Consider the following 12500-nt stretch of genomic DNA (forward strand, 5'->3'; position numbering starts at 1 on the left):
TCAGCCGACGGTGACCGAGCCGGTGCGGGTGGGGACGAGTTCCACCCAGGTGTTGCCCGGGGCCAGCTGGACCGTCAGCCCTGCGGCGTCGGTGAGCACCACCGGGGCGTCGAGGGAGGCCTTCGACCAGGTGGCCGCGACCGTGGCCCCGCCGGTGGCGATCAGCGCCTCCCCCGAGCCGACCATCTGCGTCTCGGGCACCGGGTTACCGGCCGGGTCGCTGAAGCCGGTGTTCACCACCGCGACGCGCAGGACGACGACGTTCGCGGCGCGCAGCGGGCTGCCGTCGGCCTCGGTCGCCGGGGTGCCACCCTCGGCGCGGTGCCAGGCGGCGGCCGGCGCGTGCCACGTCCAGGTCGGCCGGCCGACCCCGGACAGCTTGAGGTTCAGCACGGTGGTCGGGACGCCGGTGGCCGGCGCGGTGGGCTGCTGGCCGGGGGGTGCGATCGAGAACTGCGGGGCGGGCGCAACCTGGTGCCCGGCGTCGGCCTGGGCCAGGAAGGCCGTGGTGTCGGCGTAGACGTTGTGCGGCGCGGAGCGGGTGCTGAGCCGGTAGAAGCCCGCGTCCCCCGCGTCGTGGCTGATGACCTGCAGCCCGGCGTCGGCGACGGCGTCGACGAAGGGCCGCTGCCCACCGGAGAAGGCGAAGAGCCCGCGCAGCGGGGCGGCGATGGCCGGGTCCATCGGGCGGACCGAGCGGATCGGCCCGATCTCGGTCGGCATCGTCGAGTGGTAGACGGCGACGAAGCGGGTGATCCCGCCCTCGACCACCTCCTCCCAGACGACGTCGGCGGAGTTCAGCCCGGTCTGCGGCCGGGAGTCCGTCGAGTTCTCGATCTTGACGGCCAGCGCCGGGTGGTCGGCCACCGCACCGCTCTCGATACCCGTCAGCGGCCAGTAGACCGGCGGCGGTGGCGGCGGGGGCGGCGGCGGGGTGGGGGTCGGGGTGCTCGCGGTGGGGGTGACCGGGTCCGTCCCGCAGGCGACGGAGGCGCCGAGCACCAGCGCCACGAACAGCGCGGTCCCGAGCCGGCGCCGCCGAGCGGGTCGCGCACGCGTCGTCCGGACGGGGAACGAGTCCATGGGGCACCTGCCTCCGCGAGCGGGACGGACGCCGGCCGGCGACCCGTCGTCACGCTACGGCGAAACAGCACTACGCCGTGTCACCTCGGATCGCTCGGTGCGGCGCCGCGGCCGCCGGTCAGGTGCGGGCGATGCCCAGCAGGGTGACGTCGTCCGTCCTCGGCGGGTCCAGCGCGGCCAGGAGCGCGTCCAGCAGCGCCTCCGGCTCGGCGGCGGCCGATCCGGCGGCCTCCCGGAGCGCCGCCAGCCCGCTCTCCAGGCCTCCCCGGCCGCGCTCCACCAGACCGTCGCTGAAGAGGAGCAGCCGGTCCTCCCCCGACAGCCGGATCCGCGTCTCCCGGTACCCCGCCGAGTCGAGCAGGCCGAGCGCCGGCCCCCGCCCGTCGGACAGGAACTGCGCACCGGCCGAGGTCACGTGCAGCACGGGCAGGTGGCCGGCGTTCGCGATGACGACGTCCCCGGTCGCCGGGTCGAGCTCGACGACGACCGCGGTGGCCATCTCGCCGGGCAGCAGCGCGGCGATCACCTCGTTCAGCCCGTCCAGCGCCGCACCCGGTCCCGGGGCCCGCAGCAGGTGCGCCCGCAGCGCGTGCCGCAGCTGGGCGGTGACCGCGGCCGCGGCGAGCCCGTGGCCGGCGACGTCACCGAGCACGATCGACACGGTGCCGCCGGGCAGCGGAACCAGGTCGTACCAGTCGCCGCCGACCACGTCCTCGGCGCTGGGCAGGTAGCGCGCGGCCAGCGCGAACCCGGGGACCGCAGGCAGCTCCCCCAGCAGCAGGGTGCGCTGCAGCGCGCCGGCCAGCCGGTTGTCCTCGGCGGCCCGGCTCAGCGCGGCGTCGGCCAGGTCGCCGGCCAGCGTGCGCGCCGCGGCGACCTCGTGTGGCCGCCAGGGCTGGGCGGTCTCCCGGACGGTCTCGCTCCAGGCGTCGAACGAGCGGCGCGGGCTCAGCCGCGGCCCGGCGGCGGTCTGGGCGGTCTTCGACGTGTACGGGTTGCCGCCCCAGGTGACCTCGCGGACGGTCTCCGGGCGGAACCAGGCGAGGAAGTCCTCGCGTCCGCCGGGCACCTCCACGGCGAGCACGCCGCTCGCGGTGCCGGCCAGGTCGGCGGCGTCGGGCAGCACCCCGCTCACCGCGTCGGTCACCGGGCGGCCGGCCGCGAGCAGCGCACGCACCAGCGGCTCGACCCGGTCGGCGGGCGGCGTCGCGCCCAGGAGCCGGAGCTGCCCGTCGAGCCGGACCGCGGCCCCGCCGGCCGGCAGCAGGTCCAGCGCGGTCACCTCGCCGTCGGCCAGCGCGGCGGCCAGCCCGCGCGGCGTCCGGCCGACCACGGCCGCGAGCTGCGCCTGGCGGGAGGCCACCTCGACGATCCCGGACTGCTCCCCCGCGGCGACCGTGGTCGGCAGCAGCAGCGACGCGGTGCGGCCGAGGAACTCCGCGGCGACCCGGTCGGCGTAGGACGGGCGGTGCGGACCGGCGTAGTGATGGCAGGCGATGAGCCCCCAGAGCCGGCCGCCGTCGATCAGCGACACCGACATCGAGGCGACCACGCCCATGTTGGCCAGGTACTCCAGGTGCACCGGGGAGACGCTGCGGAGCATGGCGCCGGAGAGGTCCAGCGGCCGGCCGGTGGAGGGCGTGAGCGGCGGGTCGAGGGGCACCGGCCGGTACCCGGCGTCGGGGATGATCCGCATCCAGTTCGTGGCGTAGAGCGCGCGGGCCTGGGCCGGGATGTCGCTGGCCGGGTAGCGCAGGCCGAGGAAGGGCTCGAGGTCCTCGCGGCGGTCCTCGGCGATCACCTCGCCGTTCCACTCGGCGTCGAAGCGGTAGACCATCACCCGGTCGAAGCCGGTGACGGTGCGGACGTCGCGGGCCAGGACGTCGGTGAGCTCGTCGAGGGTCGCCGTCGCCGAGAGCCGCTGCAGCACAGCCGGCAGCCGGCGGTGCCAGGCGGCGCCCACCTGCTCGGCGCCGAACACCGGCTCCCACTCGGTGAGCAGCAGCCCGTCGGCGCGGTGCACGACGACGTCCATCTCGGCGCCGGACACCTGCACGCGCAGAGGGTTCAGCTCGGCGAGGTCACCGGCCAGCCCGCCGCGCAGCGCGGCCAGGTCGGCCGCGCCGAGCACCTGGTCGAGGCCGGCGACCGACCGGCCGAAGAGCTCCTGGGCGTTGGCGGAGGCGACGACGACGGCCAGGTCGGGCTCGGTGACGGCGAGCAGCACGCCGTGCGGCTGGACGGCGCCGGGGACGGCGATCGGCTCGTCGGCACAGCGGAGCAGCGCCTCCTCGGGCAGCGCGCCGGGGACGGCGGAGCTCACCGGTGCGAGGTGACGGGGCGCGGCGTCACGGGGTGGCGTCGCGCTCGGCCAGGCCGATCGAGGCCTCGGACTCGACGATGGGCACCGCCGCGCCGAGCTCCAGCAGGTCGATGGTGAGCCGGACCGGGCCGTTGCGATGCGGGGCCAGCACGTGCAGCTCCACCCCCGCGGCCGAGGCCTTGCGGGCGGACCGGACGAGTTCCCGGGCCCCCGAGGAATCCATGAACACGGTGTGCGTGAGGTCGAGGACGAAGCCCCGCGGTACCGCGGCCAGCTGGGCGTCGACGGCGTTGCCCAGCTGCGGCGCCGTCGCCAGGTCGAGCTCTCCCCGTACCGTGAGGGCCGGACGCCCGGCGACGGTCGTCCGCTCCACGTCGAACAGCACGAACGGCTCCCTCGTCATCGGCATCCGGCTGCGTCGAGGGTAATCGCAACGATCTCGGGAGGTGCACTGCCGGTGGACGTCGCCTTCAGCGTCCGCCTGCCGGTGGACGCGCAGAGCGTTCCGCTGGTGCGCGGGCTGGTCCGGCAGGCACTGCAGTACCTGGGGGTGGTGGCCTCGGGCATCGACGAGGTGCTGCTCGCCCTGTCCGAGGCGTGCGCCAACGTGATCCAGCACGCCGGCGAGCACGAGGAGTACCAGGTCGACGTCACCATCGACGACCACGTCTGCCGGATCAGCGTGCTGGACCACGGCGCGGGTTTCGACGTCGAGGCGGTCCGCTCCGCCCCCTCGTCGCCGCTGGACGGCGGCGGCGGACTCGTGCTGATGAAGCAGCTGGTGGACCGGCTGGACTTCCGGCACGGCGAGGACGGCCGGCACGGCGTCCACCTGGAGAAGCGGCTGGTCACCTCCCCCCGGCTGCGGCTGCTGCCGACCTGAGCTACCCGCTGGCGTTGGCCGGCCGGGCGGCCACCAGCTCGCCGAGCGCCGTGCCCCACTGACGGGCGCGGTCCTCCTCGCCCTCGACGAGCGGACCCTTGGCGTCGGTGACGAAGAAGTGCTCGGCCGGGGCGGCCAGGGTCGCGCCCAGCCCGCGGAGCAGCTTCTCCTCGGTCTTCGACGCGTGGTCGAGCCTGGTGATGAGCTTCGGGTGGTCCATGCGGGTGTCGAAGGCGGCGGCGTTGACGTGCGGCGGGAGCTGCGCCCGGTCCAGCCACTCGTGCAGCCCCAATCCGGTGTCGGGGATCTCGGCGCCGTACTGCGTGACCGCCCCTTCGCGGGTGGACTCCTTCGGCATGCCGAACGCGTGGGTGGGTCCGCCGACGACGAGCAGCCGGACGTCGCCCGGCACCTGGTGGGGCGCGTCCCGCGCCGAGGCGACGTCGACCTGCAGGCGCGCGGCCAGCCCTTCGGCGATGGCCAGGGCGATCTTCTTGGCGTCGCCGAACACCGACTCGTAGACGACCAGGGCTCGGGCCATGGCTCGCTCCTTCCCTCCGCGGCTGGAGCAGCGACGGTAGAGCGGGGCGCGGGTCCGTGGGGCCTCCCGCGTCGCGGTCCGGCCCGTCGTCGAGGATGACCCGGTGACCGGTGCAGCAGTGGACTCCTTCGACGGCGCGGTCCGGGAGGCCGGACGACGGCTGGCGGGGGTGGCCGAGCGGACCCCGCTGCAGCGCAACGCCCGTCTCTCCGGGCTCACCGGCGCCGACGTGTGGCTCAAGCGCGAGGACCTGCAGGTCGGCCGCTCCTACAAGATCCGCGGCGCGTACAACACGATCAGCCGGCTCTCCCCCGACGCCCGGGCCGCCGGCGTCGTCTGCGCCAGCGCCGGCAACCACGGGCAGGGTGTCGCCTACGCGTGCCGGGCCCTGCAGGTGCGCGGCCGGGTGTTCGTGCCGGGGACGACGCCGCGGCAGAAGCGCGAGCGGATCACCTCCCTCGGTGGCGACATGGTCGAGCTCGTGGTCACCGGCGACTCCTACGACGAGGCGTCGGCCGCGGCGGACGCCTCGGCCCGGATGACCGGCGCGACGCTGGTGCCCGCGTTCGACGCGCTCTCCACGGTGACCGGACAGGCGACGGTGGCCGTGGAGATCCTGGAGCAGCTGGGCGCGACGCCCGACGTCGTCGTCCTCCCGGTCGGCGGTGGCGGGCTGCTGGCCGGCTGCGCGACGTGGCTGCGGGCCGCCTCCCCCGGCACCCGGTTGGTCGGCGTGGAGCCGGCCGGTGCGGCGGGCATGGCCGCCGCCCTGGCCGCCGGGGAGCCGGTCGAGCTGGCCGAGATCGACACGTTCGTCGACGGCGCCGCCGTCCGCCGGGCGGGCACCGTCACCTTCCCCCTGGTGCGCGACTCCGGGGCCGAGCTGCTGGCCGTGGCCGAGGGGCAGATCTGCACCGAGATGCTCGACCTGTACCAGACCGACGGGATCATCGCCGAGCCGGCGGGGGCGCTGGCGTCGGCGGCGCTCAGCGGCGGGACGGTGGCGGTGCGGCCCGGCCAGACCGTCGTCTGCCTGCTGTCGGGCGGCAACAACGACGTCAGCCGGTACGCCGAGGTGGTCGAGCGGTCGCTGGTGCACCGCGGCCTCAAGCACTACTTCCTGGTCGAGTTCCCGCAGGAGCCCGGAGCGCTGCGCCGCTTCCTCGACGAGGTGGTCGGCCCTGACGACGACATCGTGCTCTTCGAGTACATGAAGCGGGACAACCGCGAGACCGGCGCCGCGCTGACCGGCATCGAACTGGGATCGGCCGACGGGCTTTCCGGACTCCTGGAGCGGATCGAGGCCAGCCCGCTGCGCATCCAGCACGTCGCCCCCGGCACGACGGCCTACCGCTTCCTCGTCTGAACCCCGCCCTGGGGTGGCGGGGTTGCCTGGGGCACCTGGGAGAGCCTCCCGTGTCGGAGAGCGGCGAGTCCCCCGCACGGCCCTAACTTCCGGGATCTGGATGTTCCGGTTCTGGAGGTACCCGTGGCCGATCGCCCCACCGTCCGTCGGCAGTCGATGGTCGCAGGCGGCGTCGCCGCTGTCGTCCTGCTCATCGTCCTCGTGGCGGTCATCGACAGTGGGTTGTCCGGCGGCCTGATCATGCTCGGGCTGGCGGCCGTGTTCCTGGGCGCCGGCGCGGCGGTGGCCGGGCACGCCCGGTGGGCCTACATCTCCAGCCGGCGGATCGCCGGGGCGGTGGCCGCAGCCGGGGTGGTCGCCCTCCTCGTCGGTGGTGTCACGACTCCGGCGACGCAGGAGACCGCCGCCGGCTCCACCGCACCGACCACCAGCGCCGCGCCAACCCCGACGGAGAGTCCGGAGGAGATTGCCGAGCGCGCCGAGGAGGCGCTCGCCGAGTCCGAGACGGACGAACGAGCCCTCGCGGTCGGGTCACCGACCGGCCTGCTCAGCGACGACGCCGCCCGCACCGCGATCGAGACCGCCGAGCGGACGACGGCGCTCGCCGCGCTCGCCGCCGTCGAGGTGAAGGGCCGCGCCCCGCGGACCGGCTACGACCGGGACGACTTCGGCTCCGGCTGGGTCGACGTCGACCGCAACGGCTGCGACACCCGCAACGACGTCCTGGCCCGCGACCTCGCCGAGGAGACGTTCAAGCCAGGCACGCGGGACTGCGTCGTCCTCACCGGGAAGCTGGCTGACCCCTACTCCGGTCGTGCGATCGGGTTCCAGCGCGGACAGGGCACCAGTGACGACGTGCAGATCGACCACGTGGTGGCGCTCTCGGACGCCTGGCAGAAGGGCGCGCAGGCGCTCGACCGATCGCGGCGAACGGCCTTCGCCAACGATCCGCTGAACCTGCTCGCCGTCGACGGTCCGCTGAACATGCAGAAGGGGGACGGCGACGCCGCCACCTGGCTGCCACCGAACACGGCCTACCGCTGCGCGTACGTGGCGCGCCAGGTCGCGGTCAAGGTGACCTACCAGCTGTGGATGACCCAGGCGGAGAAGAACGCCATCGCCACGGTGCTCAGCACCTGCCCGGAGGAACCGCTGCCCGGTGGCGTCGTCGCGCAGCTCCCGGAGCGCGCGCGGCCGGCGCCCGTCGCGCCGCCGCCTCCCGCGCCGGTCCCGGCCCCCGCCGCTGCTCCGGCCCCCGCGCCCGCCCCTGCTCCTGCGCCCGCCCCGCACTACAAGAACTGCACCGCGGCTCGGGACGCCGGCGCCGCCCCCGTCCGGGCGGGTCAGCCCGGCTACGGGACACACCTCGACCGCGACGGCGACGGGATCGGCTGCGAGTAGGCCCCGAGCCCGGGCTGCCTGTCGAGGACGTCGCCTTCCGGTTCGTGTCGGTGCCCGCGCGTAATTTCGCGAGCATGAGCACTGGAGTTGCGATCACCCTCGGGGCGGTCAATGTCGAGGCCGACGTCCCTCGGACGCTGGCGGCCTTCTGGGCGGAGCTGCTCGGCGGAGCGGTGGAGGGCGATTCCGACGAGTTCGTCTTCCTCCCCGCACGTGAACCCGGCGGCTTCGCCATGTTCTTCCAGCGGCGCACGGGCCCACGTCCGGATCGGCAGACACAGCACCTCGACCTCACCGTGCCGTGGGGAACACGCGAGGCGGAGGTCCGTCGGGCCGTCGGCCTGGGGGCCACGCCCCGGTGGGAGGTGCTCGACGAGGTGCCCTGGGTGCAGTGGTCCACGCTGACCGACCCGGAAGGCAACCTCTTCTGCATCGCGGAGCACCCACCGACGTCCTGACGTACGGCCACGGCAGCACGCTCCGCGCAGCTGCTACAACCAGGCGGGCGGCGGGGGGACGTCACCGGTGAGCCCGGAGGCGTCGGACCGGGTCAGCCATGCGGCGACCGCCGTCACGGGGCCGTCGATCCGCGTGCCGCCGCTCCCCCACGTCCGGTCCGCGTCGGTGGCGACGACGGTGACGTCGACCGCCTGGTCGCGGGCGGCGAACAGGCCGAGCACCTCGTCGACGAGGGCGACGCAGAGGTCGGCCGGGAGGTCGGCGAACGCCAGCCCGGCGTCGAGGTCGGCGCCGTGCACCCACACCTCCTTGGCGCGCATCCACGGGATCGCCGACGCCGGCACCGCGACGCCCTGGCCGTTGCGCACCTGCGCCGTCCAGGCGTCCGCGGGCAGGCCCTCGATCGCCCGGGCGAGGCGGTCGCTGGCGGCCACGTGCTCGGCGCGCACCTCGGCCCCCGGCCGGGCGGCGGTGGCCTCGATGTCGGCGTCGCGGACCGCCCGCGACGGGTACATCGGGGTCTCCACGCCGGTGCGCGCCCAGGTGAGCAGGTTGACCAGCGCGTCGGCGTTGCGGGCCAGGTGCGCGACGACGTGCGCGCGCGACCAGCCGGGCAGCGCCGAGTCGCCGGCCAGGTCGGCGTCGGTCAGCCGGTCGACGATCCCGGCCACGGCCAGCTCGCCGTCGGCCCACCAGCGCCGCGTCGTGTCGAAGGGAGGGAACGTCCGCTCGTCGGTCACGGACGCCGAACCTAGGGGACGCGGGTGGCCAGCTGGGCGAGGACGTCGTCGTAGCGGCCGTCGATCTCGGCGAAGCGCAGGAACCGCACGCGGTCGACCAGCACCTCCTCCACGTCGGGCTCGGACTGCAGGATGTCGAAGGACTCCGCCACGTAGTCCGCCAGCGGCATCGCGTGCGTCGCGTCGCTCATGGGCATCAGGTCGGTCTCGACCGCCGGCGGCACGAGCTCGATGACCTGCACGGGGGTGCCGGCCAGCTGCACCCGCAGGCTCTCGGTCCACGAGTGGATGGCGGCCTTCGTCGCGCTGTAGGTGGGGGTGAGCGGCAGCGGCACGAAGCCCAGGCCGGAGGAGACGTTGAGAACGGTGGCCGGGTCCTGGCGCAGCAGCAGCGGCAGGAACGCGTTCAGCACCCGGATGGGGCCGAGCAGGTTGGTCGTGACGACGGCCTCGGCCGCCGCGAGGTGCCCGGGGTCGCGCAGGTCCTCCGGCAGCATGATCCCGGCCATGTTGACCAGCACGTCCAGCTCGGGGTGGTCGGCGCCGACCGACGCGGCGGCAGCGGCAATGGAGGCCGGGTCGTCGACGTCCAGCTCGAGGGCCGTCACGCCCGGGTGCTCGGCGACGATCGCGTCGAGCCGCTCGCGCCGTCGTCCGGCGACGATCACGGTGTTGCCCGCCTCGGCGAAGCGCAGGGCCAGCCCCAGGCCGATGCCGGAGGTGCCGCCGGTGAACAGCATCGTGTTGCCCGTCGTCTTCATGGGTGCTCCCGGAGGGTCGTGTGCGGGGTCGGTTGCCGGCTCCACCGTGCGTCCGCCCGCGGCGAGGCGGGAGAGGACCAGGTGTCCAGGGATCGGCGGTCCCTGGATCGTCGCAGGTCGGGCGCGCAGGATGAGCGCGTGGACCGGACGCAGCTCGCCGACTTCCTCCGCCGCCGCCGGGAGGGGCTGCGGCCGACCGACGTCGGGCTGCCCGTGGGACCGCGGCGCCGGGCGCCCGGCCTGCGCCGCGAGGAGGTCGCCGCGCTCACCGGCATGTCGACCGACTACTACGCCCGGCTGGAGCAGCGGCGCGGGCCGCAGCCGTCGGAGCAGATGGTGGCCGCGCTGGCCCGCGGGCTGCGGCTGACCCTCGACGAGCGCGACCACCTGTTCCGGCTGGCCGGGCACCACGCTCCCGTCCGGGTCCGCCGCGCCGAACACGTCAGCCCGGCGCTGCTGCGGGTGTTCGACCGGCTGCAGGACACCCCGGCGCTGATCCTGTCCGACCTGGCCGACACGCTCGTGCAGAACCGGCTGGCCCGCGCACTGTTCGGCGACGAGACCCGCCACACCGGTCCGGCCCGCAGCGCCGTCTACCGCTGGTTCACCGATCCGGACGCGCGCCGCTGCTACCCCGAGCGGGACCACGCCCACCAGAGCCGGCTGCAGGTGGCCGCCCTGCGCGCGGCGGTCACGGCCGGCGGTGCGGACCCGCGGGCGCAGGAGATCGTCCGCCGGCTGCTGGCCGGGAGCGCCGAGTTCCGCGAGATGTGGAGCCAGCACGAGGTCGGGAAGCGCTTCGACGACCACAAGACGCTGGTGCACCCGGAACTGGGCGAGATCGCCGTGGACTGCCAGGCGCTGTTCACCGAGAACCAGGCGCAGGTGCTGCTGGTGCTCACCGCCGCACCGGGCACCGAGGACGCCGAGAAGCTGCGGCTGCTGTCGGTGATCGGCGAGCAGCAGTTCAGCCCGGCCGGATGACCCGCAGCGGGCGGCCGGAGAGCCACGCGGCGACGTCTTCGACGGCCTCGCGGTAGTAGATCTCGTAGCTGCCCCGGGTGACGTAGCCCAGGTGCGGGGTGAGGACGGCGCGGCGCAGCTCCCGCAGGGGATGGTCGCGCGGCAGCGGTTCGGTGTCGTAGACGTCGATGCCGGCGCCGGCGATCCGGCCCTCGCGCAGGACGTCGATCAGCGCCGCCTCCTCGACGATCGGCCCGCGGCTGGTGTTCACGAAGACGGCGGTCGGCTTCATCCGGGCGAGGTCGGCGGCGGTGATCAGGCCGCGGGTCCGCTTCGACCACACCAGGTGGACGGTCACGACGTCCGCCGTCGCGAACAGCTCCTCCTTGCCCACCCGCCGGGCGCCGCACTCGGCGGCGCGCTCGTCGGTGAGGTTCTGGCTCCAGGCGACGACGTCCATGCCGAACGCGGCGCCGATGCGGGCGACCTGGGAGCCGAGCCGGCCGAGCCCGACGACGCCCAGGGTGCCGCCGGCGAGGTCGCCGCCGAGGGTCTGCTGCCAGCCGCCGGCGCGGATCGACGCGTCCTCCTGGGGGACGTGCCGGAGCGTGGCGAGGATCAGCGCCCACGTCAGCTCGGCGGTGGCCGTGGTCTGCGAGCCGGTGCCGCAGACGGTGATGCCCAGCTCGGTGGCGGCGGTGACGTCGATCGACTTGTTCCGCATGCCGGTGGTGACCAGCAGCCGCAGGTCCGGGAGCCGCTCGAGCACCTCGCGCGGGAACCGGGTGCGCTCCCGCATGGCGAGCACGACGTCGAACGGCCGCAGCCGGGCGACCAGCGCGTCGGGGTCGGCGACGGCGTCGTGGAACTCCACGACCTCGGCCGGCTCGGGCAGCTGCGACCAGTCGCAGAAGCTCGCGGCCACGGACTGGTAGTCGTCGAGGACGGCGATGCGGTGCACGGTGCCGGTGTACTACAGCGCCGGCGCCCGCGGGTCGTGGCCCGGGACCACCGACGGCCCGCACCCCGGTGGGGTGCGGGCCGTCGCCGGTGTCCGGGAGTGTCAGCCGCGGCGGGTGCGGCCCGTCCCGCCCGTGCCGGTGCCGCCGCCCTTGTTCCTGAAGCTGGAGATGGCGCTCTTGATCTTCCGCTGGTTCTCCGGCTTGCGCGCCTCGTCCATGACCTTCTTGGCCGCGCCGCCCTTCGTGAGCTTGCTCAGCAGTCCCATGTTCGCCTCCTCGTGTCGTCCGTCGTGGGAGGGGTGTGCCCGGAGCCCGCGCGCGGCAACCCCGTGCGGGCGGATCCGGCCCGGAGACGACCCGGCTCAGGCCCGTCGCGCGCCGTCCTCCTCGGCGTCGGCGTCGCTGCCCGTGTCGCGGGCCAGCAGGTAGGTGGCGACCCCGAGGATCACGCCGGCGATCCCGGAGAGGACGACGATCACCGGGGTGCTGACGTCGCCGAGGACGGCGGTGAGCAGGTCGCGCGAGCGCGACGTCGGGTCGGCGAGGACGACGCCGACGAACACCGCGACCAGCAGCCCCGCGCCGGCGGCCGCGACGTGCGCCAGCCGGCCGGTGAACCCCATCCGGTCACCGACGCTCCGGGCGGCCTTCACGATCCGCCCGGCGCGCAGGATCCGCAGCGCGCCGACGGTGCGGACCAGCCGCAGGATCTGCACCGGCCCGAGAGCCAGGACGGCGGCCACGATCACCGCGACGGTGAGCGCGATCAGCCCGAGGTGGCCGCGGATCCAGGCCCGCTTGTGCTCCGCGACGACCAGCAGGATGACGGTCTCGCCGACGAGCACCGCGCCGCTGGCGATGTCGACGACGTGCCCCGCCGTCCCGAGCGTGCCCTCGGCGACGGTGAGGAACATGGCCGGGATCGACGCGAGCGCCGCCACCAGCACGGGCAGCGCCAGCCGCTCCTGCCACCGCTCCTCCCGTGTCTTCACCGCCCGCCACGCTAGCGTCCCGCGGC

Annotated in this window: 14 protein-coding genes; 5 read left to right on the forward strand and 9 right to left on the reverse strand. The window is 75.0% G+C overall.

Going from position 1 to position 12500, the window contains the following annotated elements; all coding sequences use genetic code 11:
• From BM142_RS06310 to BM142_RS24110, 3 genes are all read right to left on the reverse strand, one after another.
• Positions 1 to 1083, reverse strand: coding sequence for a DUF3048 domain-containing protein (locus BM142_RS06310; RefSeq protein ID WP_092195940.1), 1083 nt, complete (start codon positions 1081 to 1083; stop codon positions 1 to 3).
• A gap of 118 nt (positions 1084 to 1201) precedes the next feature.
• The gene (locus tag BM142_RS06315; protein WP_092195941.1) at positions 1202 to 3406 is read right to left on the reverse strand and encodes a SpoIIE family protein phosphatase; all 2205 of its coding nucleotides are present in this window, start codon (positions 3404 to 3406) and stop codon (positions 1202 to 1204) included.
• Positions 3407 to 3431: 25 nt separating this feature from the next.
• Positions 3432 to 3809, reverse strand: a complete 378-nt coding sequence (locus BM142_RS24110) for an STAS domain-containing protein (RefSeq protein WP_175527132.1) — start codon at positions 3807 to 3809, stop codon at positions 3432 to 3434.
• Between the two features lie 54 nt (positions 3810 to 3863).
• Between BM142_RS24110 and BM142_RS06320 the strand changes: the two genes are divergently transcribed.
• On the forward strand, positions 3864 to 4289 hold the full coding sequence (locus BM142_RS06320; RefSeq protein ID WP_175527133.1) for an ATP-binding protein: 426 nt from the start codon (positions 3864 to 3866) through the stop codon (positions 4287 to 4289).
• 1 nt (position 4290) lies between these two features.
• Here the strand turns inward: BM142_RS06320 and BM142_RS06325 are convergent, their stop codons facing one another.
• Positions 4291 to 4830, reverse strand: coding sequence for a flavodoxin family protein (locus tag BM142_RS06325; RefSeq protein ID WP_092195943.1), 540 nt, complete (start codon positions 4828 to 4830; stop codon positions 4291 to 4293).
• Positions 4831 to 4933: 103 nt separating this feature from the next.
• Between BM142_RS06325 and ilvA the strand changes: the two genes are divergently transcribed.
• The 3 genes from ilvA (at position 4934) to BM142_RS06340 (ending at position 8055) form a co-directional block, all read left to right on the forward strand.
• Complete coding sequence (ilvA, locus tag BM142_RS06330; protein WP_254790600.1) at positions 4934 to 6196, forward strand: threonine ammonia-lyase IlvA; 1263 nt, start codon at positions 4934 to 4936, stop codon at positions 6194 to 6196.
• A gap of 123 nt (positions 6197 to 6319) precedes the next feature.
• A complete protein-coding gene (locus BM142_RS06335; protein WP_254790602.1) occupies positions 6320 to 7597 on the forward strand; it encodes a GmrSD restriction endonuclease domain-containing protein in 1278 nt (425 codons plus the stop codon).
• 74 nt (positions 7598 to 7671) lie between these two features.
• The gene (locus BM142_RS06340; protein WP_092196180.1) at positions 7672 to 8055 is read left to right on the forward strand and encodes a VOC family protein; all 384 of its coding nucleotides are present in this window, start codon (positions 7672 to 7674) and stop codon (positions 8053 to 8055) included.
• A 33-nt stretch (positions 8056 to 8088) separates the two neighbouring features.
• Here the strand turns inward: BM142_RS06340 and BM142_RS06345 are convergent, their stop codons facing one another.
• Positions 8089 to 8796, reverse strand: a complete 708-nt coding sequence (locus tag BM142_RS06345; protein WP_217640607.1) for a maleylpyruvate isomerase family mycothiol-dependent enzyme — start codon at positions 8794 to 8796, stop codon at positions 8089 to 8091.
• Between the two features lie 11 nt (positions 8797 to 8807).
• Complete coding sequence (locus tag BM142_RS06350) at positions 8808 to 9557, reverse strand: SDR family oxidoreductase (protein WP_092195945.1); 750 nt, start codon at positions 9555 to 9557, stop codon at positions 8808 to 8810.
• 138 nt (positions 9558 to 9695) lie between these two features.
• Here BM142_RS06350 and BM142_RS06355 point away from each other — a divergent pair, with 138 nt between their 5' ends.
• Positions 9696 to 10541, forward strand: coding sequence for a helix-turn-helix transcriptional regulator (locus BM142_RS06355; protein ID WP_092195946.1), 846 nt, complete (start codon positions 9696 to 9698; stop codon positions 10539 to 10541).
• Here BM142_RS06355 and BM142_RS06360 read toward each other — a convergent pair.
• From BM142_RS06360 to BM142_RS06365, 3 genes are all read right to left on the reverse strand, one after another.
• Positions 10525 to 11481 carry a D-2-hydroxyacid dehydrogenase family protein gene (locus BM142_RS06360; RefSeq protein ID WP_092195947.1) on the reverse strand — a complete coding sequence of 319 codons (957 nt, stop codon included), beginning with the start codon at positions 11479 to 11481 and terminating at the stop codon, positions 10525 to 10527. The genes BM142_RS06355 and BM142_RS06360 overlap by 17 nt on opposite strands.
• 102 nt (positions 11482 to 11583) lie before the next feature.
• On the reverse strand, positions 11584 to 11748 hold the full coding sequence (locus BM142_RS24405) for a hypothetical protein (RefSeq protein WP_175527134.1): 165 nt from the start codon (positions 11746 to 11748) through the stop codon (positions 11584 to 11586).
• A 96-nt stretch (positions 11749 to 11844) separates the two neighbouring features.
• Positions 11845 to 12474, reverse strand: coding sequence for a hypothetical protein (locus tag BM142_RS06365; protein WP_092195948.1), 630 nt, complete (start codon positions 12472 to 12474; stop codon positions 11845 to 11847).
• Positions 12475 to 12500: the final 26 nt, after the last annotated feature.

The sequence above is a fragment of the Blastococcus tunisiensis genome (assembly GCF_900112815.1).
Lineage (GTDB): Bacteria > Actinomycetota > Actinomycetes > Mycobacteriales > Geodermatophilaceae > Blastococcus_B > Blastococcus_B tunisiensis.

Bases quoted from the DNA above. Each gene is read 5' to 3' on its own strand.
- BM142_RS24405 (WP_175527134.1), bottom strand. From the start codon at position 11,748: ATGGGACTGCTGAGCAAGCTCACGAAGGGCGGCGCGGCCAAGAAGGTC.
- BM142_RS06325 (WP_092195943.1), bottom strand. From the start codon at position 4,830: ATGGCCCGAGCCCTGGTCGTCTACGAGTCGGTGTTCGGCGACGCCAAG.
- BM142_RS06310 (WP_092195940.1), bottom strand. From the start codon at position 1,083: ATGGACTCGTTCCCCGTCCGGACGACGCGTGCGCGACCCGCTCGGCGG.
- BM142_RS06340 (WP_092196180.1), top strand. From the start codon at position 7,672: ATGAGCACTGGAGTTGCGATCACCCTCGGGGCGGTCAATGTCGAGGCC.
- BM142_RS06350 (WP_092195945.1), bottom strand. From the start codon at position 9,557: ATGAAGACGACGGGCAACACGATGCTGTTCACCGGCGGCACCTCCGGC.
- BM142_RS24110 (WP_175527132.1), bottom strand. From the start codon at position 3,809: ATGACGAGGGAGCCGTTCGTGCTGTTCGACGTGGAGCGGACGACCGTC.